At 68.6% G+C, this 19,721-nt stretch carries 15 protein-coding genes; 12 read left to right on the forward strand and 3 right to left on the reverse strand.

The features are described from left to right. Positions 1–43 precede the first annotated feature (43 nt). Both TA3x_RS22770 and TA3x_RS22775 read left to right on the forward strand, forming a co-directional pair. Positions 44–1,057 (forward strand): cell division protein FtsQ/DivIB, encoded by a 1,014-nt coding sequence (locus TA3x_RS22770; protein ID WP_435016968.1) that lies wholly within the window; start codon positions 44–46, stop codon positions 1,055–1,057. Positions 1,058–1,153: 96 nt separating this feature from the next. Next, complete coding sequence (locus TA3x_RS22775; protein WP_435016969.1) at positions 1,154–3,100, forward strand: preprotein translocase subunit SecA; 1,947 nt, start codon at positions 1,154–1,156, stop codon at positions 3,098–3,100. Between the two features lie 10 nt (positions 3,101–3,110). Here the strand turns inward: TA3x_RS22775 and TA3x_RS22780 are convergent, their stop codons facing one another. Beyond that, positions 3,111–4,010 (reverse strand): DUF1570 domain-containing protein, encoded by a 900-nt coding sequence (locus TA3x_RS22780; RefSeq protein ID WP_435016970.1) that lies wholly within the window; start codon positions 4,008–4,010, stop codon positions 3,111–3,113. Between the two features lie 227 nt (positions 4,011–4,237). Between TA3x_RS22780 and lepA the strand changes: the two genes are divergently transcribed. From lepA to TA3x_RS22805, 5 genes are read left to right on the forward strand one after another with little or no spacing between them, the layout of a single operon-like run. Beyond that, positions 4,238–6,043 (forward strand): translation elongation factor 4, encoded by a 1,806-nt coding sequence (gene lepA / locus TA3x_RS22785; protein WP_435016971.1) that lies wholly within the window; start codon positions 4,238–4,240, stop codon positions 6,041–6,043. Between the two features lie 42 nt (positions 6,044–6,085). After that, entirely contained in the window at positions 6,086–7,582 is a 1,497-nt protein-coding gene (gene lepB / locus TA3x_RS22790) for a signal peptidase I (RefSeq protein ID WP_435016972.1), read from the forward strand. 56 nt (positions 7,583–7,638) lie between these two features. Further along, a complete protein-coding gene (locus tag TA3x_RS22795) occupies positions 7,639–9,351 on the forward strand; it encodes a S26 family signal peptidase (RefSeq protein ID WP_435016973.1) in 1,713 nt (570 codons plus the stop codon). Between the two features lie 60 nt (positions 9,352–9,411). After that, entirely contained in the window at positions 9,412–10,296 is an 885-nt protein-coding gene (gene lptB / locus TA3x_RS22800) for an LPS export ABC transporter ATP-binding protein (protein ID WP_435016974.1), read from the forward strand. Between the two features lie 15 nt (positions 10,297–10,311). After that, entirely contained in the window at positions 10,312–10,998 is a 687-nt protein-coding gene (locus TA3x_RS22805) for an RluA family pseudouridine synthase (protein WP_435016975.1), read from the forward strand. Here the strand turns inward: TA3x_RS22805 and TA3x_RS22810 are convergent. Further along, positions 10,916–12,721 (reverse strand): fused DSP-PTPase phosphatase/NAD kinase-like protein, encoded by a 1,806-nt coding sequence (locus tag TA3x_RS22810; protein ID WP_435016976.1) that lies wholly within the window; start codon positions 12,719–12,721, stop codon positions 10,916–10,918. The genes TA3x_RS22805 and TA3x_RS22810 overlap by 83 nt on opposite strands. A gap of 550 nt (positions 12,722–13,271) precedes the next feature. On the opposite strand from TA3x_RS22810, the gene TA3x_RS22815 reads away from it, so the two are divergent. Then, the gene (locus TA3x_RS22815) at positions 13,272–14,639 is read left to right on the forward strand and encodes an ArnT family glycosyltransferase (protein ID WP_435016977.1); all 1,368 of its coding nucleotides are present in this window, start codon (positions 13,272–13,274) and stop codon (positions 14,637–14,639) included. After that, positions 14,636–16,108 carry a hypothetical protein gene (locus tag TA3x_RS22820; protein WP_435016978.1) on the forward strand — a complete coding sequence of 491 codons (1,473 nt, stop codon included), beginning with the start codon at positions 14,636–14,638 and terminating at the stop codon, positions 16,106–16,108. The genes TA3x_RS22815 and TA3x_RS22820 overlap by 4 nt, the downstream gene beginning before the upstream one ends. On the opposite strand, the gene TA3x_RS22825 is transcribed toward TA3x_RS22820, so the two are convergent. Continuing rightward, the gene (locus tag TA3x_RS22825; RefSeq protein ID WP_435016979.1) at positions 16,105–17,184 is read right to left on the reverse strand and encodes a glycosyltransferase family 9 protein; all 1,080 of its coding nucleotides are present in this window, start codon (positions 17,182–17,184) and stop codon (positions 16,105–16,107) included. The two genes, TA3x_RS22820 and TA3x_RS22825, sit on opposite strands and share 4 nt — an antisense overlap. Positions 17,185–17,276: 92 nt before the next feature. Here TA3x_RS22825 and TA3x_RS22830 point away from each other — a divergent pair, with 92 nt between their 5' ends. The 3 genes from TA3x_RS22830 (at position 17,277) to fdhD (ending at position 19,710) form a co-directional block, all read left to right on the forward strand. Then, positions 17,277–18,242, forward strand: coding sequence for an alpha/beta hydrolase (locus TA3x_RS22830; protein ID WP_435016980.1), 966 nt, complete (start codon positions 17,277–17,279; stop codon positions 18,240–18,242). 96 nt (positions 18,243–18,338) lie between these two features. Beyond that, positions 18,339–18,749, forward strand: coding sequence for a VOC family protein (locus tag TA3x_RS22835; protein ID WP_435016981.1), 411 nt, complete (start codon positions 18,339–18,341; stop codon positions 18,747–18,749). Between the two features lie 88 nt (positions 18,750–18,837). Then, positions 18,838–19,710, forward strand: coding sequence for a formate dehydrogenase accessory sulfurtransferase FdhD (gene fdhD / locus TA3x_RS22840; protein ID WP_435016982.1), 873 nt, complete (start codon positions 18,838–18,840; stop codon positions 19,708–19,710). Positions 19,711–19,721: the final 11 nt, after the last annotated feature.

Genomic DNA, 19,721 nt, shown 5'->3' on the forward strand with positions numbered 1-19,721 from the left:
CGATTCGAGATTGGGCGGAGGCCCACGCGGAGGGGCAGACCGGGTGACGGAGCACCGCGACATCACAGGCCGGTTCGAAGCCGACGCCCCCGACGAATCGCGTCGGGGGTCGACGCGCCGGTTTGCGCGGTTGGTGGCCCACCCGACCGCACGTCGCCTGTCCGTCTCGCGCCTCATGCTAGCCTTCCTCGCGATCGCGGCGATCGTCGGCGGGATCTATGTGGTCGGCGGATGGGCGCTCCGATCGTCGGGCGACTGGCTCCAGTCCCAGCCCTCCCAGCAGATCGCTCTCAGTGACGTCCGGCTGGTCCCGCCCCCGGACCCCTGGATCCGCTCCGGCTCGGCCCAGTTCCTCAAGGCCATCGGTTCGGGCGATCGCATCTCGCTCCTGACGCTGGATCTGGACGAACTCCGCAAATCGCTCCGGCTCTGCCCCTGGGTCAAGGATGTGGGCCGGATCGAGAAGGCCCACGGCTCGTTGACGATCCCGCTGACGTACTATCAGCCGGTGGCGATGGCCCAGTTCGAAGGGGGCCGGATCGTCATCGACCGCGATGGGGTCATCCTCCCGGCCCAGGACCTGGCCTGGGAGACGGCCGACCCCAAATCCCGGAGGCTAAGGGGGCGCGCCGAGCCCTTGATCCTCTTGGAGGGGTTCGATGGTCCCGATCAGATCAAGGCGGGTTCATACTGGGGTCGGGAAGGGAGAGTTGACCTCAAGGTGCTCCGGGCCGCCCGGCTGGCCGACTTCCTCACGACATCCGCGATGGCCGATGGTCCCGAGGCGATTCGATTCGCCGCGATCGCTCCGCCCAATCCCCCCGACCAGGGCCTCTTCGCAAGCACCACGAAAAATGTCCCCGTCTACTGGGGGTGGTCGCCAGAGGTTGAGACGCCCGGTCAGCCCAACGCGGCGGAAAAATGGGCCATGCTCCGGGATTGGGTCAAGGATCATGGGATGCCCCGGGTGACGGCCCCCAACTACCTTTACTTCACCCCGACCGGCTTGCAGGACCATAAAGATACCCTGACGCGCCGCCCGACCCGGGATCCATGACGATCGGGTCGGGAAGTTCGATCGTCCGGGCGTCCCATTCCTGATGGCGACCCGCGCCGCCCGTCGAACCGTCCGAGCATTTGGGGGTCCACCGTCATGGCGAGTCAGCTTGGCCCGAAGTGGTTGAACCGTGTGAACCGGATGGCGGCGCCCACCCACGCCGGTCGCCTGGGCCGATATGCCCTGCTCGCCGATCAGGTCAACGCCCTGGAGTCGACCCTGGAGGCGGAGACCGACGCCCAGCTCAAGGCACGCAGCACCGCCCTCAAGCTCCGCGCCCGGCAGGGCGACTCGCTCAACGGACTTTTGCCCGAGGCCTTCGCCCTCACCCGCGAGGCCGCCAAAAGGACCGTCAAGCAGCGCCACTATGACGTTCAGCTCGTCGGCGGGGCCGCGATCCACTTCCGATGCCTGGCCGAGATGGAGACGGGCGAAGGGAAGACCCTGGTCGCCACCCTCCCGGCCTACCTGAACGCGCTGACGAGCAAGGGCGTCCACGTCATCACCGTCAACGACTACCTGGCCCAGCGCGACGCCGACTTCAACACCCCGGTCTTCCAGATGTTGGGGATGACGGTCGGCTGCATCCAGACCGGCCAGCCCGACGCGGCCCGGCGGATGGCCTATGCCTGCGACATCACCTACGGCACCAGCAAGGAATTCGGTTTCGACTTCCTCCGCGACGAGCTGAAGCGGCTCCAGCTCGGCGATAACCCCCGCAAGACGTTCGAGCAGGCCTTCATCGGCCAGACCAGCAACGGCGGCGACTCGCCGGTCCAGCGCGGGCATTCGTTCGCCATCGTCGACGAAGCCGACTCGATCCTGATCGACGAAGCCCGGACCCCGCTCATCATCGGGGCCAATAATCAGCCGACCCAGGAGGAGGCCGCCGCCTACCTGGGGGCCGACCAGCTGGCCGCGACACTGGTCCGGGGCAAGGACTTCAAGTACGACCCGGCCGAGCGCAAGGCCGAACTGAACATGTCGGGTCGCCGCAAGGTCCAGGCGGTCGCCGGCCACTCCTCGTTCGGGATGCTCACCGTCGACGGGCTCTACGAGTATGTCGAGCGGGCGCTGCGGGCCCAGATCGCCTACATCAAGGATCGCGACTACGTCGTCTTCGACGGCGAGATCGTCATCGTCGACGAGTTCACCGGCCGAATGATGCCCGGCCGCCAGTGGCAGGACGGGCTCCACCAGGCGATCCAGGCCAAGGAACGGCTCGAAATCACCCTGGAAACGATCACCGCCGCCCGCGTGACGGTGCAGGACTTCTTCCTCCGATACAAGAAGCTCGCCGGGATGACCGGCACGGCGTCCTCCGACGCCCGCGAGCTGAAGCGGGTCTACAAGGTCAACGTCTTCAAGGTCCCCACCAACCGGCCGGGGCGACGGTCGTGGGTCAATGACCGCGTCTTCTCAACCGAGGACGAGAAGTTCCAGGCCGTGGCCGATCAGATCGTCGCGTGGCACGGCAAGGGGGTGCCGGTGCTGATCGGTACCCGCTCGATCGAAAAGTCCGAGAAGCTGAGCGCCCTGCTCCACGTCGCCAAGATCGAGCACCAGATCCTCAACGCCAAGAACCACGAGATCGAGGCCCAGATCGTGGCGCAGGCCGGCGGGCCGGGCAAGGTGACGGTGGCCACCAACATGGCCGGCCGAGGGACCGACATCAAGCTGCTCCCCGAGATCGCCGCCCAGGGCGGGCTCCACGTGATCGGGACGGAGCGGCACGAATCGCGGCGGATCGACCGACAGCTCGCCGGACGCTGCGCCCGCCAGGGAGACCCCGGCTTCTGCCAGTTCTTCGTGTCGCTGGAAGACGAGATCATCGAGGCCTACGGCGAAAAGCCCGCGATGCGGATCCGCAAGCGCTATCGCGGCAGGGGCGAGTTGACCAGCCTCCGGATGCGCCGGCTCGTCCTCGCGGCCCAGGCCCGCAAGGAACGGCAGCACTACCGCGACCGCAAGATGCTGATGCAGTACGAGAAGCAGAGGGCCGACATGCGGAAGAACATGGGCCTGAACCCCGTGCTCGGTTGATCGTCCCGGCTCACCTCGACCGCTGCAATAGGCGGTCGAGACGGGCCAGGTCGCCCAGGTGTTCGGAGGCGATGGCGATCCGTCGCCCGGGGTCGGGGTTCTCCCTCACCGCGGCCAGGTAGGACCGGAATTTCGGGGTTCGCCCCAGATCTTTGAGGAAGTAGTAGCCCAGCAACCAGGCCTCGACATATGCCGTGAGCTGGGTCGCTTCGTCCTCGAACAGGGCGTCCTCGGTGAGCAGGCGTTCCAGGGGGATCCAACGGTCGCCGCGGCGGCCGTCGAGCCTCAGGCGATTTGTCCGGCCGATCTCCCCGGTCCGCCTCGGCCCCCAGGTCTCGGCATAGGTGGCCAGGGATTCGCTGATGGCGACCGGGGTATCGTGGCTGCGGTCGAGCACGCCCGTGTTGAACGTCAACTGATGGACGGTCTCGTGCACCAGCGTGAACGTGTTGATCCGCAAGGCGTTGGGCGTGGCATCGGGCCCGCCGGATCGTGAATCGAACGTCACCTGCTGGTTGGCCGTGAGGTCGTAATGGCCCCCCACCGCCTTCTCCAGGTCGTGCTGCTTCTCGAAGGCCGCGTAGGCCCGGGGGCTCGATAGAAGGATGACCCGGAGCTTCGCGGCGGGGCGGGTCAGGGCGAAGCCCTTCCGTTCGAAGTGCTTGCGATAATCGGCGGCCAGGGTTTCGCAGAGGCCAAGGGCCTCGACCATGAACGCTTTCGGTGCATCGCCGATCCCCTGGAAGGCCTCGGTCTCGACGGCCTGGAACGGTTCGAGCCCGGCCGCCTTGCCGGCCTCGCGGATCCGGTCCAGCTCAGCGGCGGCCCGGACCCGGGCGGGAGCCAGGGCGAGCGCGATGCTGCCGCGAAGCAGGGCGCGACGGCCGATCGTCCGACGACGGTCGTTCATGGGCGGGATCCCCGGGGACTCGGAACGGCACCGGCCGACGCAGCATTGTAGCGGGCCGGCGGCCGGGGTCGAGCGGGTCGGATTGACCGCCATGCCATCGCGGGATAGAGTTGACTGGATCGACGCGGGTCCGCTGCGCGCCGACGGAGCACGCCACGATCGACCCCGGCTCGCGCCGCGATCCTGACCCCTTCCCGGCCCTTCCTTCCCTCGTTCCCGGGAACCCCATGGCCTTCGATCCCCGGTTCATCCGCAACTTCTCGATCGTCGCCCATATCGACCACGGCAAGAGCACGCTGGCCGACCAGCTCCTGCTCCAGTCCGGCGCCATCACCCAGCGCGAGTTTCGCGAGCAGCTGCTCGACGACATGGACCTGGAGCGAGAGCGAGGGATCACGATCAAGGCGCGGGCCGTCGCCATCAACTATCTCATGGATGGCCAGAACTACGAGCTGAACCTGATCGACACGCCGGGCCACGTCGACTTCCACTACGAAGTCTCGCGGAGCCTGGCGGCCTGCGAAGGGGCGATCCTGCTGGTCGATGCCACCCAGGGCGTCCAGGCCCAGACGGTGGCCAATGCCTACCTGGCGATCAACGGCGACCTGACCATCGTCCCGGCGCTGAACAAGATCGACATGCAGGCGGCCCGCCCCGACGAGATCCGCGAGGAGATCGAGTCGACCCTGGGCATCGACCCGTCCGAAGTCCTGGCCGTCAGCGGCAAGACCGGCGTCGGCGTGCCGGAGATCCTCCGGGCGATCATCGAGCGCATCCCGCCCCCGCCCGGCGATCCGAAGGCCCCGCTCCGCGCCCTGATCTTCGACAGCAAGTTCGACGACTATCAGGGGGTCGTGATCTACTTCCGGATCATCGACGGCAACATCAAGGTCGGCCAGAAGATCCGCCTGATGGCCGGGGAGACCGAGCACGAGGTGATCTCGCTCGGACAGTTCCGGCCTCGCGAGACCGCCTGCGAGAACCTCGGCGTGGGCCAGGTGGGCTACGTCACCGCCAACATCAAGCGGCTGGCCGACGTCCGGATCGGCGACACGATCACAGATGCCCTCCGCCCCGCGACCGACGCGTTGGAGGGGTATCAGGAGCCGGCCCAGGTCGTTTATTGCGGCCTGTTCCCGGCCACTCACAACCAGTTCGAGGACCTGCGGACCGCCTTGCAGAAGCTGTCGCTCAACGACGCCAGCTTCACCTTCGAGCCGGAATCGTCGGACGCTCTGGGCTTCGGCTTCCGCTGCGGGTTCCTGGGCATGCTCCACATGGAGATCGTCCAGCAACGCCTGGAGCGCGAGAGCAAGCTGATGCTCGTCCAGACCGCGCCCAACGTGACCTACGAGATCGTCACGAAGAAGGGCGAGACGCTCCACATCTCCAACCCGACCCGCATCCCCGACCCGGGTGAGATCGAGGAGTTCCGCGAGCCGGTCGCCAAGGTCAACTTCATCCTGCCGTCGGACTGCATCGGCGCGATCATGCAGCTTTGCGAGGATCGCCGCGGCGTCTACCTCAAGACAGAGTACATGACGCCCACCCGCGCCATCCTCTCCTATGAGCTGCCGCTGGCCGAGATGATCTACGACCTCTACGACAAGCTCAAGAGTTCGACCCGCGGCTACGGGACCATGGACTACGAGGTCCTGGGCTACAAGGCGAACGATCTCTGCCGCCTCGACGTACTGGTGGCTGGGGCGAAGGTCGATGCCTTGTCGGTGGTCGTCCACCGCGCATTCGCCGAGCGGAGGGGCCGGAAGCTGGTCAAGAAGCTCCGCGCCGAGATCGATCGCCACCAGTTCGAGGTGGCCATCCAGGCGGCGATCGGCACGCGCGTCGTCGCCCGCGAGACGATCTCGGCCCTCCGCAAGAACGTGACCGCCAAGTGCTACGGCGGCGACATCAGCCGGAAGCGGAAGCTCCTGGAGAAGCAAAAGGAAGGCAAGAAGCGGATGAAGCAGGTGGGCAACGTGGAGATCTCCCAGGAAGCCTTCCTTTCGGTGCTCGACGACGGGGACGAATGACGCGGCGGCTCGCTGTACGGGCCGCTCCTCGGGGGGCGCAAGATGGACGAGCGATCGGACGGCCCGGAGCTTCGTGTCTCGACCGATGAGCCGGCCGACCGCCCGGGACGCGCCCCCGGAGACGATGGGATCCGCCGGCCGACCATCGAGTTCCTGATCCTCCTGGGGATCGGGATCTTGCTACTTCGGACCTTCGCGGCCGAGGCCTACGTCGTGCCGACCGGTTCTATGGCGCCGACCTTGCTGGGCTATCACAAGGAAGTGACCTGCCCGAACTGCCGGTTCCCGTTCGTGGTCGGGATGGATGAACGCGGCCGGTCGCCCCGCCCGGTCTGCCCGAACTGCGGGCAGGATGACCTCGACCGCGAGGTCTCCGTGGAATGCAACGGCGACCGCCTCCTGGTCCAGAAGTTCTTCTTCGACGTCCGCACGCCCCGCCGCTGGGAAGTCGCCGTCTTCCAGAGCCCCGGGGAACCCGATCAGGCCTACGTCAAGCGCGTGGTCGCCCTGCCCGGCGAGTCGATCCAGGTGGTTGATGGCGATGTGTTCATCGATGGGTCCATCGCCCGCAAATCGCCCCGCGAGCAGAAGGCCACCCGGATCCTGATCCACGATGCCGCCTTCAAGCCGGCGGACGTGGACCGCTTCCCCAGGTGGACCTTGCGGGTCGAAGGATCGCGCCGGCCCGCCCCGAGCGGGTGGAAGGACCTGGGGACCGGCTTCGTCCACGATCCGATCCCGGAGGCCGAGGACGAGGACGCGATCGACTGGCTCAACTATCGCCATTGGGATCCGGATCGGGGCCGGTTCGGCCCGATACGGGATTTCTGCCCCTACAATGGCGGGGATCTCCGGGGCGACAACCTCGTCCGCGATCTGGCCTTCGAAGCGCAGGTCGCCCCGCAGGCCGGGGCGACCGGGCTGTTCATCCGGATCGACCATGGCGGGGACCGGTTCCTGGTCCGCATCCCGGTCGATGGTCAAGGATCCGTCGAGGTCCGCCGGAATGGCCGGACCCTGGAGACGACGGGACATACCCCGGGCCTTGCGTCCACGCCGGGCGGGACGCCGTCGTTCGCCCACCTCGAAGGCTCGACGATCGACCGTCGGCTGACGATCTCAATCGACGGCGTGCCGCTGTTCGACCCCATCGACTTCGAGAACGCGGCCGACGGGGTGTCGGGCAGCTTCGCCAGCCCTTTGGCGTTCGGGATCGGTGGGGGCGGCCAGGTTGAGGTGAAGGGGATCCGGATCTATCGGGACATCTTCTATACCGGGAGCCTCGCGGTCGGGCCCAGGCGGCCCTTCGGGGTGGATGCCCCATATCGGCTCGGCCCCGACGAATACTTCGTGCTGGGGGACAACAGCCCGGTCTCCAACGACTCGCGCTTCTGGGATGGGAGCCCGGTGGTGAGGGGGGACCGTTTCCTGGGGAAGCCCTTCCTGGTCCACCTGCCGGGCCAGGTCTTCGCCCTGAGCGTGTTCGGGCGATCGCTGGGCTGGATTCCCGACCCCCGCGAAATACGTTACATTCGTTGAGACGGGCGACTTCGACCGACCGCTCGATGCCCGATGTCAGCCAGGGACCTCGCACGATGAGTCGGACACCCACGATCCCCGCCCCTCAACCCAAGATGGCCCAGACCCCCCCTCCCCCTTCCAAGCCCAAGGAATCCTGGCGCGACCTGATCGAGCAGTTCGTCGTGGCCATCGTCCTGGCGATGCTGGTCCGCGGGTTCGATGCCGAGGCGTTCGTGATCCCGACTGGATCGATGGCTCCCACGCTCATGGGCCGCCACAAGGAGATCAACTGCCCCCAGTGCGTGTTCCTCTACGCCATCAACGCCTCGGATGAGAGCGAGGCGATGGTCCGGCGGGGCCGCCTGGAGGAGGTCGGGATCTGTCCGAATTGCCGGTACACCGCCCGGGTCACCGACACCCCCAGCTACAAGGGGGACCGGATCCTGGTCATGAAGTTCCCCTACGACCTGCCGTTCCTGCCCGGTTCCTCGGGCCCGAGCCGGTGGGACGTGGTGGTCTTCCACTACCCGGTCAATCCCGAGACCAATTACATCAAGCGGATGGTCGGCCTGCCCGGCGAAGACCTGCGTCTCAACCGGGGCGACATCCAGACCCGGCCGGGCGGCACCGCGGACGCCTTCCGGATTCAGCGCAAGCCGCTCCATCACCAGCGTGCGATGCAGATGACGGTCTACGACGACGCCCACCGCGCCGCGAAGCTCCGCGACCTCCACGAGTGGGATCGCTGGAAAGGGGCCGAAGGCTGGAAGGAAGAGACGCCCGGCCGCTATGTCGCATCGGACCCGGCCGGCGTCGAATGGTCGAGGCTGGCTTATCGCCACCTGATCCCCGACCCCGAGCAGTGGGCCGCGATCGAGGCCGGCGAGAAGCTCCCCCGGGCCCCCCGGCCCTCGCTGATCACTGACTTCTACGGCTATAACAGCAACGTCGGCCAGAACCCGTACGACAACTGGCTCCAGTCCAACTGGGTCGGCGACCTGACCGTCTCCGGGCGGGTGGACGTGACCAAGGCGGTGGGCCATGTCCGTTTCGAGCTGGTCGAAGGCGGCGTGACCAACCGGTGCGAGTTCGACCTCGCGACCGGCAAGGCAACCCTCTACCACGGCGAGGCCAAGCTCGGCGAGGCGACCACCGCGCTGGTCGGGCTCGGCGGCCATGATGTCGAGTTTGCCAACGTCGACGATCGCCTGACCCTGTGGGTCGACGGCCAGACCCCATTCGGCGACGGCCTCGTCTATGAAGAATCCCCGGACATGACCCTGGCGCCCGATGCGTCGGACCTCACCCCGGCCGGGGTGTCGATCCGGGATGGGGCCGCGGTCGCGGTGAGCGGCCTTGTCGTGAAACGCGATATCTACTATACCCTGGACCCGAGATTCCCCGACGTGAAGATCCCGGTCGGTCTTGGCGCGACCTCCGAGACAAGCCGCGTCATAGCGATGTTCGACTTCCTGTCCGATCCGGCCCAGTTCGCGGCCTTCGGCGAGTTGCCGCCGGGCGATCCCTACGCGATCCGCCCGGACCATTTCATGATGATGGGCGACAATAGCCCGAGGAGCTGGGATAGCCGGGCCTGGAATTCGGACGACAGGGCGTGGAGGACGGTGGAGCGGTCGAGCTGGGAAGTCCCGCGTTCGATGCTGATCGGCAAGGCGTTCTTCGTCTACTGGCCCCACGGTAAGCCGTTCGGCCCCGACATCCGCCTGAATCGCGACCTCCAGGTCCCCTTCCGCCCCTATGTCGAACGGATGAAATGGATCCGGTGATCCAGGCCCGAGCCCCACGACCGAGCCCGCCTCGCCACGCGATCATGGAGGATCGTCCTGATGCCTTTGCTGGATGTCCGCGGCCTGGAGAAATGGTACGGCCGCCGCAAGGTGGTCAACGGCGTCACGTTCGACGTGAACCAGGGGGAAATCGTCGGCTTGCTCGGGCCCAACGGTGCCGGCAAGACGACCAGCTTCCGCATGACCGTCGGCCTGATCGATGCCGACGGCGGGTCCGTGGTCTTCGACGGCCAGGTCGTGACCAAGCTGCCGATGTACCAGCGGGCCCGCGCCGGGATGGGCTACCTGGCCCAGGATTCGAGCGTCTTCAAGCAGCTCTCGGTCCAGGATAACCTGATGGCGATCCTGGAGACCCGCAAGGGGCTGAACCGCCGCGCCCGGAAGCTCCGGCAGGACGAACTCCTCAGCCAGTTCGGGCTCAACCACATCCGGGCGACCAAGGCCAACCGCGTGTCGGGCGGCGAGCGGCGACGCCTCGAAATCGCCCGCTGCCTGATCACCGAGCCGAAGTTGATCCTCCTCGACGAGCCGTTCGCGGGCATCGACCCCAAGACCGTCGGCGAGATCCAGGATGCGATCCGCAACCTCGCCGAGGTCCACAACCTCGGCATCCTCCTGACCGACCACCAGTTTCGCGAGACCCTGGAAGTCACCGACCGCACCTACGTCATCCGCGAAGGCCAGGTGTTCGCCTACGGCGGTCGCGAGGAGATCATCAACAACCCGGACGTCCGCCGGTACTACATCGGCGAGCGGTTCGACGTCGGGCACCTGCTGGATAAGCGGCATCGCCACGCCCTGCCGGGCGAGGGCGTCCCGCCCGGCCAGGCCCATCCCACCGACGTCGTCATCGACCACGTCGATGATGGTCCCGCGTCGCCCTATCCCGCCGATCACGACGACGAGGGGCCGGTCCCCGACTGAGCCTGCCGAGGCCCCATGATCCCGATCCTGTACGAAGACAATCATTGCCTGGTGCTCAACAAGCCGGCCGGCCTCCTCTCGCAAGGGGATGCCGGCGGCGACCCGAGCGTGGTGGATGTCGTCGCGGCCTATCTCAAGGAAGCCTACGCCAAGCCCGGCAACGTCTTCGTCGGGCTGGTCCACCGGCTCGATCGCCCGACCTCCGGCGCCATCCTGGTGGCGAGGACCAGCAAGGCCGCGACCCGGCTGTCCGACCAGTTCCGCCGGGGCGGCGTGACCAAGACCTACCTCGCGGTCGTGGAAGGCCTTCTACGCCTCGACGATGAAGGGGAGATGGTCGATTGGCTCGTCAAGGACGAGTCGACCAACACCGTCGCATCCGTTCCGCAGGGCACGCCGGGCGCCCAGCACGCCCACCTGGCCTATCGCGTCCTCGACCGTCACCTGGGGCGGGCGACCCTGGAACTGACCCCGACGACCGGCCGGGGCCATCAGATCCGCGTCCAACTCGCCTCCCGGAAGCTCCCGATCGTGGGCGACCGGAAGTATGGCTCGCGGGTCCGGCTCGACGCGGAAGATGGGCGGCCCCGGATCGCCCTGCATGCCCACCAACTCCGGTTCACGCATCCGACGAAGGGCGAGCCTCGATCGATCGAGGCCCCTTTGCCTTCCGATTGGCCCGCGAGGACCGGGCCAGGCTGAGGGCCGATCGGCTCCAGTAGGCCAGGGGCAGGCCGACGAAGGCGAGGACCAGCGTGGCCACCGACTTCCAGGCCTTCGGGTCGAAGGGGATCTCGGGTCGATGGGCGTTCGCCTGGGGGCGGAGCACGTCGCTCATGTCGGAAGCCGGCTCGGTCGTCGGTTCCGGCGCGGGGGCCGGCGCCGGCGAGGCCGCCACGGGAGTCGCCTCGATCGGAGGTGCCTCGATCACCGGGGGCTCGACCTGCTCCGACTCGGGGGCATTGTCGGAACCCTCGCCCGAGGACATCGCGAACGAAGCCGAGGGCGGAAGTTCCACCTCGGCGGTCCGGGCGGGCGGCGGGCTGGGTGCGGGCTCGGCGGCGACCGGTGCCGGGGCCGGCTTCTCCGCAGGCTTGGGTGCGGGGGCCGGGGTAGGTGCCGGGGCCGGTGCCGGGGCCGGCATGGCAGCGGCGGCCGTCGGCATGCGCGAACGGACTCCCTGAGCCGCCAGATACGCCTTGGCTTCCGCGAGCCGGTCCCCCGGGAGCCCGACCTCGATGGCTTCATGCTCGGCGGCTTGCGCATCGTAATGGTCGACCGTCATCCGGTGGATGTACCAGGCCAGGCCGGCGCGCGATCCATCGGTGTCGCAGAAGTAAAGGGGACGGGCTTCGGACTGGGAAACGAGATCGTCGAAACGAGCCAAACGGGCGGAGTCCAGACGGTTCGCCAGGATCGGAAGTGCAACGTAAACCAGGCCACGATCGGAGACGGAATCGACGAAAGCCGGATCGACCTCGGTGCGGGCGCGCAGGTCCAGGAACGTCTTGTAGCCGCGTTGCTTGAGCCAGTCGAGCCCTTCGACCGTGGGGAGGCTGCCCCCCATCAGGTGGGGTTCCACCGAGCTGCAACGGACGATGCCGGGGGTGGCGCTGGAAGCAATCGGGGCGGCGAGCCTGGGCAACGCAGCATCCGCCCCCTCCGCCGCCGAGAGATTCTCGGCGACGGGAGCGGCGGCGGGTCGAGCTTCGGGGGCCGGTGCGACGTCCTTCGCATCCGGCGAGACGGCCGGGGCCGGGACGTTCCCGACCGGCACCACGGCCTTGCTGGTCACGTCGGTCGACAGGTCGACGGGCGGCAGGTGGTCGAGGAAGTTCGACGCCCCGCCCGCCGCCGCCCCGTTGCCGGGGGACGACGGGGTGTGGACGGCCCGGGCCACGTCGCCATAACGGCTCCGCGTGGGCGAGGCCTTCCGATTCGCCTCGTAGGCGGACCGGTTGGCCCCGACGGGAAGTCGGTTCTGCGAGGTCGATGGGGTCGATACCGCGCCGGTCGGCGAGGGGCCGGCCGGCTTGGGGTCGAGGGGCTGCAACTCGGTCGGGCCGGTTTCCACCGGGGCCGGGATCAGACCGCCGGGCACGACCGGGACGACGGGCGTGACGGGCACGCCGCCATCGATGATGAGCCCTTCTTCGACGGCACCGCCGCCGCAGCACCCCCCGCCGCCGGTCACGACGGTGGCCCCGCGTTGGTGGAAGCGGGAGCCGAGGGCCTGAACCCCATTGCTCAACTTGGTGCCGATCCCCCCCAGGCCGCAGGTGCTGCACCCATCGGATCGGCAACCCACCTGGGCCAGGGCGATCAGCGCCAGCGCCAGCAGGCCCAGTCCGGGAGGCTTAGCCCAACGGCGGGGTGCCAGGGACCCTTTCGGGAGCCCACCGGCCGAACTGCGATTCATCGTCATCGCGGAACTCTCCCATCTTCTGACCCAGATCCTCGCTACCTCGGCCGCGTCCGGCTTCGCCGGTCCATCGAACGCCGACGACCGGGCCGTCGGGCCCGATGATGCCGGGCCCGAACGAGGGTCTTCCACCGCCCCGCCAGTCCTCCGCTCGAGCCGGGCCACATTCGAGATCTCGACGCGCGGATCCGGCACCATTCGCGACCCGCGCCGAGGCCGGACCGACCCGGGGAGATCCCGGCGCGGTTCGTCTTGGGACAGGAAGTCGTTCGAATGACGCACGGGACGCCCTCGATGGTGTGATTTCAAGGTGACCGGGTCGATGTCGTGGAACGTGGATGCTCGCTGCTTCGACCGTCCTGGCCGTCCCGTCATCGTCGCGATGGGCGACCCCAGGTCAGGGGCAAGCCTCATCGATCGGACCCGGGTGACGGCCCCGTTTGGTGCCGTCGAGGAAACTTAGCCGATGAACCGGGCGTTGCCAAAAATCCGGGAGGATTTCTAAGATGTGGGTGGATTCGGGCCCTCCATCCTGACGAATCGACGGGAAAACGTGACGAATCTCTGGCATAACCCGCAGCATTTACCCGGCTTACGCAACTGGCTCGACGCTCATTCTCGCTGGGTCGGGGGGCTGGTCGGGGTCATGGCCCTGGTCGTGTTCGGGTCCAACTTATCCGCAGAACCCCACTTCGTGGACGAGTCTGCCTACATTTCGCAGTCGTTTTATGCGGACTTGTTGATTGGTGGCAGGCACGACGATCCGACCTGGCTCGAATATCCGGGGTATGATCTACCCCCCCTCCCGAAATATCTGATCGGCCTGGCGCTCCGCCTGGAGGGGTTCCCCAGGCCGGGGCCGGCCGCCGCGCGGGCCTGGTATGCCAACACCAGCCGGCAATTCGTCTCGCCCGAGGCCCTGGTCGCCGCCCGCCGCCCCTCGGTCCTGTTCGGGGCGATCGGCTGCGTGGCGATCTTCGCCCTCGGGACGATGAGCTTCGACGCCCGGGTCGGCCTGCTCGCCGCCCTGGCCCTGATGGCGAACCCGCTCTATCGGATGCATGCCCGCCGGGCCATGTCCGACGTCCCGAGCGAGGCCATGATCCTCGCGACCGCCGCGATCGGCCTCTGGGCCTGGAAGCGATTGCTCGGCGGCCGATCGATCTGGTGGCCGACGCTCGTCCTGGCGGTCGGCGGCGGGACCTGCGCCGGGCTGGCCGTCCTGTCCAAGCTGAATGGGGCCCTCGGTGGGTTCGTTCTGGCGGGGTGGGCGGCCCTCGGTCTGGCGTTGGGTTCGTTTTCGCTCCGGGGTCGATGGGCGTTTGTCGGGGATTGTTTCGCCGCCGGGATCCTGGCCTTCGCCTTGTTCGTGGCTTTGAATCCATTCCTCACCGCCCGGCCGCCGGGACCAATCCCGGCGAACCTGGAACCGATCGCCAACCTGACGTTCCTGGAGCGGGTGCAGAAGGTCAAGGATCATCGCGCGGGTGTCTCGAAAGATGCTCGGTTGATCTTCCCTGCCGACGCCCTGAACGGCCCCATCGATCAGATCAAGGCGGTGGCCATCCAGGGTTTCGGGCGATTCGGGCTGTTCGGGCCGAGGGGCTGGACCGACTCCACCCGCCGGTTCGACTGGTCCCAGGACCGGGGGGCGTGTGTCTGGCTCCCCCTGGTCGGGGTTGGGTTCGTTTTGGCTATTCGGTTCGGTCGCGATCAACTCAGGGCCGGGTCGCCCCCTACGGCATGGGCCGTGGCGCTCCAGGCCTTGATTGCGCTCGGCGTGGTGGGTTCGTTCATCCCGCTGGCCTGGGACCGCTATTACCTGTCGATCCAGCCGGGGTCGGCCCTGCTGGCGGCGATGGGCCTGGTCCTTGGGTTCGATTGGGTGCGCCGGTCCGTCCGGACGGAGAAGGCCGCGTGAAGCTTGCCCGCCACCCCGCCGCCTGGACCTTCCTGATCCTCCTGGCGAGCTACGCTTTCTTCTGGCATGGGCGGGACTGGAACACGGCCAGCCGGCTGATGCTCACCTATGCCATGGTCGACCGCGGCTCGCTCTCGATCGACGGCCTGGAAACGCAGACCGGCGACCTTGCCCGGCGCGACGGTCACTATTACACCGAGAAGAACCCCGGCTTCTCGCTCCTGGCGGCCATCCCCTACAAAATCGCCAAGCTCATTTTCTCGTCCCCCGATCACCCGCTGGGCGTGCCCGGGTTCGCCTACTGGCCCGCCGATTATTGGATCACGCTGGGGACGTCAGGGGTGATGACGGCCGGGGCGGGCGCAATCCTGGCTGTGCTGGCCCTCCGCCTGGGATGCGGGCCGAGGCGGGCGGCCTTGGTCGGGCTGGCCTACGGGCTCGCGACGCCCGCCTTTGCCTATGGGACGCTGGCCTACGGGCATCAACCGGCCGCGTTCTGCCTGCTGGCCTCATTCGCGCTGCTCTGGTCCGGGGATGGGGCCCGCCCGCGTCTCCGCTGGTTCGCGGCCGGGGCGTTGGCGGCCTACGCGTCCGTGATCGAGATCCAGGTCGGGCCGGTCTCGTCGATCCTGGCCGGGTTCGCGTTGTCGCTCGTGGTCAGTCAGCGGAGGCCGCTCGCGCTTCTCCTGTGGTTCGCCCTCGGGACGGTCGGGCCGACGCTGATCCTGCTGACCTACAACACCCTGGCGTTCGGATCGCCCTGGAAGATGGGCTACTTCTTCCTGATCCTGGATCGTTTCAAGGAGGTCCACTCGGACGACAACCCGCTCGGCCTGGCCCGGCCCGACTGGCATCGGGCGGGGGAACTCCTGTGGGGGGAGCGTCGCGGTCTGATCCGCTACGCCCCGATCCTGATCCTGTCGATCCCGGGGCTCGGGGTCCTGGCGGCCCGCCGGGCGTGGGGGATGGTCGGGGTCGTGGTGGCGACGGCGGGGGCCATTCTCCTGGTCAACCTGAGCTATCCCGAGTGGACGGGCGGGTGGACAACCGGCCCTCGGTTACTGGTGCCGATGCTCCCGTTCGCGATGCTGCCGGTCGCGGCCCTGCTGGCCGCGGGCGGGCGGTGGGCGAGCTTCCTGGCCCTGATCCTAACGATGGCCGGCGGTGCGGTGATCCTGCTGTTCCAGGGGGTCGGGGCCCGAGTGCCCGACCCGATCGCATCCCCCCTGGCCTCCGCCGTGTGGCCCCTGTGGCGGGGGGATACCCCCCTGCCCGGCTGGACCTTCGGCCGCCGCTTCGCGGTCAACCTGGTGGAACTGGCCTGGCCCGGATTCGTGGCCGGGCTCCCCCCCTCGGCCGCCTGGCTGCCGTTCGCGGCGCTGGTCCTGGTCCAGATCCTCCTGATCGGCGCGATGCTCGGGGCGATCCAACCGAAACAGGCCGGGACCGATCCACGCCCGCCGGCCTAGCCGGCCTCGCGGGCCGGGGCGATCTCGGCGGGTAGGCTCCGGGCCACCGCCCGCCAGACCCGTTCCGGGGTCAGCTCGGCCATGCAGATCAGGTCCGGGCAGGTCTTGCGATAGCTCGGGGCACAGTGGACACAGCTGCGGACCGCTAGGGCGCGGGGCCCGTAGGGGCCGGTGCGTCCGGGGCTGGTGCAGGTGTAGACCCCGACCACCCGTGGCCCGGCGGCGGCGGCCAGGTGGAGCGGCCCGGTGTCGTTGGACAGGAAGACGTCCACCTCGGACGCGATCGCCGCCAGCTTGGGCAGGCTGGTCCGGCCGCAGAGGTCGAGGGCCGGGATCGACCCGAGGTGGCTGAGCAACTCGTCGACCAGGGGACGATCCTCGGGGGCGCCGACCAGGACCAGCCCCGCGCCACGCTCGGCGACCGCGCGGCGGGCCACCGCGGCGAACTGGGCCGGCGGCCAGCGCTTGGTCAGCCAGCGGGCCCCGACGTTGAGGGCCAGCCGGGGCCGTGGCACGCCCTGGAGGATCGTCGCGGCCCACCGGGCGTCGTCGAGTCCGATCGCCGCGCGGAACCGGGGGTTCGTCGCGTCGGCCCCCAACGCCGTCGCGACCCTGAGGAGGCGGTCGACGGCATGTTCCTCGGGGTCGGGGGTCTCGACCCGGACGTTGTAGAACCGGGCGGCCCCCTCGCGGGCCGAGGCCAGGCCGACCTTGTACTTCGCCCCGGTCGCCCAGGTCATGATGCCCGATCGGAGCAGGCCCTGGAGGTCGATCGCCACGTCGAAGCGGCGGCGGCGGAGGTCGCGGAGGAATCCGCCGACCGAGCGGGCCCCGGCCACGCCAAACTTGACGGCGGCGCGATCGAAGGGGATCACCTCGTCGAGGTCGGGATGGCCGTCCAGCAGCCCGCGCAGGCCGCGATTGACGACCCAGGCCAGGTGGGCGTCGGGCCAGTGGGCCCGGAGCGCCGCCAGCACGGGCAAGGCGTGGACGATGTCGCCCAGCGAACTCGGCTTGAGGATGCAGACCCGTTCGGGTCGGAGGCCGCGCAGGGCGGCGAGGCGGTCGAGGCTCATGGCGGGAATTCCCTTTCCCCCGGTGGACGAGGCGGGGTACTGTAGCGACCGCCCCCGATCCTGGCAACCGCGACCCGATGGGACCCGCCCTCATGCCGCCCGCCCTTGCGGTTGCGACCGTCCTCCTCGCCCAGACCGTCACCCTCGGCACGGCCACCTTCCGGCCGACGCCGGCCGAGTCGCAGGTTCCCGAGCTGTTCCGGCTCCCGGCCGCGACCTTCACCTACGAGCGCGAGACGGTGCGGGTCACCCCCGCGTACGACGTGAGCAAGGTCCGGTTCCCGTCGCCGGTCGAGACCCCCGATACGGCCAACAACACGGTCCACGCCGAATACTTCCGCCCGACCCGGCCGGGCCGGCATCCGGCTGTGGTGGTCCTGCACATCCTCGGGGCCGACTTCGCCCTGTCCCGCTATTACGCGGCCCGGCTGGCCGACCGGGGCGTCGGGGCGTTGTTCCTCAAGCTGCCCTATTATGGGGAGCGCCGCCCGGCCGGCGGGGGCGTGAAGTTCCTGTCGGAAGACATCGAACGGTCCACCCGGTCGATGCGGCAAGGGGTCCTGGATGTCCGACGCGGGATCGCCTGGCTCGCGGATCAGCCCGGGGTGGATCCTGCCAGGCTGGGCGTGACCGGCATCAGCCTGGGCGGGCTGACCTCGGCCCTGGCGGCGGCCGCCGACCCGCAGATCGGCAAGGTGGTCACCCTGCTGGCCGGCGGCGGTCTGGACGAGATCCTCTGGACGATGGACGAGCCCGACGCCGCCCGCTATCGCAAGGGCTGGCTGGCCTCGGGCCGGACCCAGGCCGACCTCCGGGCGATCACGCTGCCGCTCGACCCCCTGACCTATGCCGACCGGCTGGCGGGCAAGAAGATGCTGATGTTCGCCGGGAGCATCGACGAGGTGATCCCTCCGTCCGCCGCCCGCAGCCTGTGGGATGCGGCGGGCCGCCCGCCGATCGTCTGGTTCCCCTGCGGGCACTACTCGGCGGCCGGATTCCTGCTCCCCGCGATCCGCCAGGCGGTCGATTTCTTGGCGGACGACGCGCCGAAACCGTGAGCCCCGCCGCCGCCCAGGCTCGCGTTGCGGAACCCGGGGGTACAGGGTATCCTCCCGCCTCGACACGTCTTGGGGCGATCTGAGGAGGGAGACACGATGGACGTCCAGGTGACCAGCGTCTTCATGTATGTCGACGACGTCCAGAAGTCGCTCGACTTCTACCACGAGATCGTCGGCGCCGAGGTCGTGCAGCTCCACGTCGAGGAAGAAGGCGGCCCGCTTACCCTGGCCCTGCTCCGCCTGGGCGACTTCACCCTGATGCTCCACCCCCAGGACGAGGAAACCGCCGACTTCCAGAACAACAAGTTGGGTGTCGGGATCCACCTCCAGGTGCGGGTCGACGACGTGGATGCCTTCTACCACCACTGCCTCGACGAGGGGGCGATGCTCTCCGTCTCCAGCGAGCCGGTCGACCAGCCCTGGGGCTGGCGGGAATTCGCCCTGAAGGATCCGGACGGCTACGTCTGGTCGATCTATCAGGATAAGTCGGGCGGGCAGTGGACCTGAGCCCCCGGCGCGGATAAGGTTCGAAGGAGGGATTGCCCGCCGGCGATCCCCGCGATCGCCTCGGCAAAGCTCCTCTCCCGGGCCTTTGATGAGCCGCGAAACCTTCCCGCCCTCCCTCGCCGAGCCCCGCGAGGAGCGTCCGCCCGCTCCCCGGGATGTCGCGCCCCTGCCGATCGTCCGGTATGGCCCCGAGGCTGCCGTGCCCGACGAGGACTGGGTGGCGGTCGAGGAACCGCTGGAGATCCGGGCGCGCGGGCCCGGGCAGGTGCCCGTCAGCGTGGCCGTGACCATGCGGACGCCGGGGCATGACCTCGAACTGGCCGTCGGTTTCCTGTTCACCGAAGGGCTGATCCGTTCCCGCGACGAACTGGACCTGTCGGCCCGGCACCTGATCCACGATGGCGACATCGTCCGGGTCGCCCTGAACCGGCCGTTCGACGGGGAGGGCCTGACGCGGCACTTCTACGCGACCTCCAGTTGCGGGGTCTGCGGCAAGGCCAGCCTGGACAAGGTGGCCGTGATCTGCCACCCGGTCGGCGATGGCCCGGTGGTCGGACGGTCGACCATCGTGGGCCTGCCCGATGCCCTGCGGTCGGCCCAGAGCGGGTTCGACCGCACCGGCGGGGTGCATGCGGCCGGCCTGTTCGATGCCGAAGGCGGGCGGATCGCCCTCCGCGAAGACGTCGGGCGGCATAACGCGGTCGACAAGATCGTCGGCCGGGCGTTGCTCGACGGGATGGTCCCGCTGGGCGGCCACATCCTGATGGTCTCGGGGCGGACCAGCTTCGAGATCTTGCAGAAGGCGGCCGTGGCGGGGGTGCCCATCGTCTGCGCCGTCTCGGCCCCGTCGAGCCTCGCCGTGGCGGTCGCCGATCGGCTCAAGATCACCCTGGTCGGCTTCCTCCGGGGCTCCCGGTTCAACGTCTATACCCATGCCCACCGGATCGACCCGCTCCGCTAGACGCCAGGAAG

The sequence above is a fragment of the Tundrisphaera macrotermitis genome, assembly GCF_051175315.1.
In the GTDB taxonomy this organism is placed as follows: Bacteria; Planctomycetota; Planctomycetia; order Isosphaerales; family Isosphaeraceae; genus Tundrisphaera.

Excerpts from the sequence above, each read along its gene's own strand:
- TA3x_RS22775 (WP_435016969.1), top strand. The coding sequence starts at position 1,154 with ATGGCGAGTCAGCTTGGCCCGAAGTGGTTGAACCGTGTGAACCGGATG.
- TA3x_RS22780 (WP_435016970.1), bottom strand. The coding sequence starts at position 4,010 with ATGAACGACCGTCGTCGGACGATCGGCCGTCGCGCCCTGCTTCGCGGC.
- lepA (WP_435016971.1), top strand. The coding sequence starts at position 4,238 with ATGGCCTTCGATCCCCGGTTCATCCGCAACTTCTCGATCGTCGCCCAT.
- lepB (WP_435016972.1), top strand. The coding sequence starts at position 6,086 with ATGGACGAGCGATCGGACGGCCCGGAGCTTCGTGTCTCGACCGATGAG.
- TA3x_RS22795 (WP_435016973.1), top strand. The coding sequence starts at position 7,639 with ATGAGTCGGACACCCACGATCCCCGCCCCTCAACCCAAGATGGCCCAG.
- lptB (WP_435016974.1), top strand. The coding sequence starts at position 9,412 with ATGCCTTTGCTGGATGTCCGCGGCCTGGAGAAATGGTACGGCCGCCGC.
- TA3x_RS22805 (WP_435016975.1), top strand. The coding sequence starts at position 10,312 with ATGATCCCGATCCTGTACGAAGACAATCATTGCCTGGTGCTCAACAAG.
- TA3x_RS22810 (WP_435016976.1), bottom strand. The coding sequence starts at position 12,721 with ATGACGATGAATCGCAGTTCGGCCGGTGGGCTCCCGAAAGGGTCCCTG.
- TA3x_RS22825 (WP_435016979.1), bottom strand. The coding sequence starts at position 17,184 with ATGAGCCTCGACCGCCTCGCCGCCCTGCGCGGCCTCCGACCCGAACGG.
- TA3x_RS22830 (WP_435016980.1), top strand. The coding sequence starts at position 17,277 with ATGCCGCCCGCCCTTGCGGTTGCGACCGTCCTCCTCGCCCAGACCGTC.
- TA3x_RS22835 (WP_435016981.1), top strand. The coding sequence starts at position 18,339 with ATGGACGTCCAGGTGACCAGCGTCTTCATGTATGTCGACGACGTCCAG.
- fdhD (WP_435016982.1), top strand. The coding sequence starts at position 18,838 with ATGAGCCGCGAAACCTTCCCGCCCTCCCTCGCCGAGCCCCGCGAGGAG.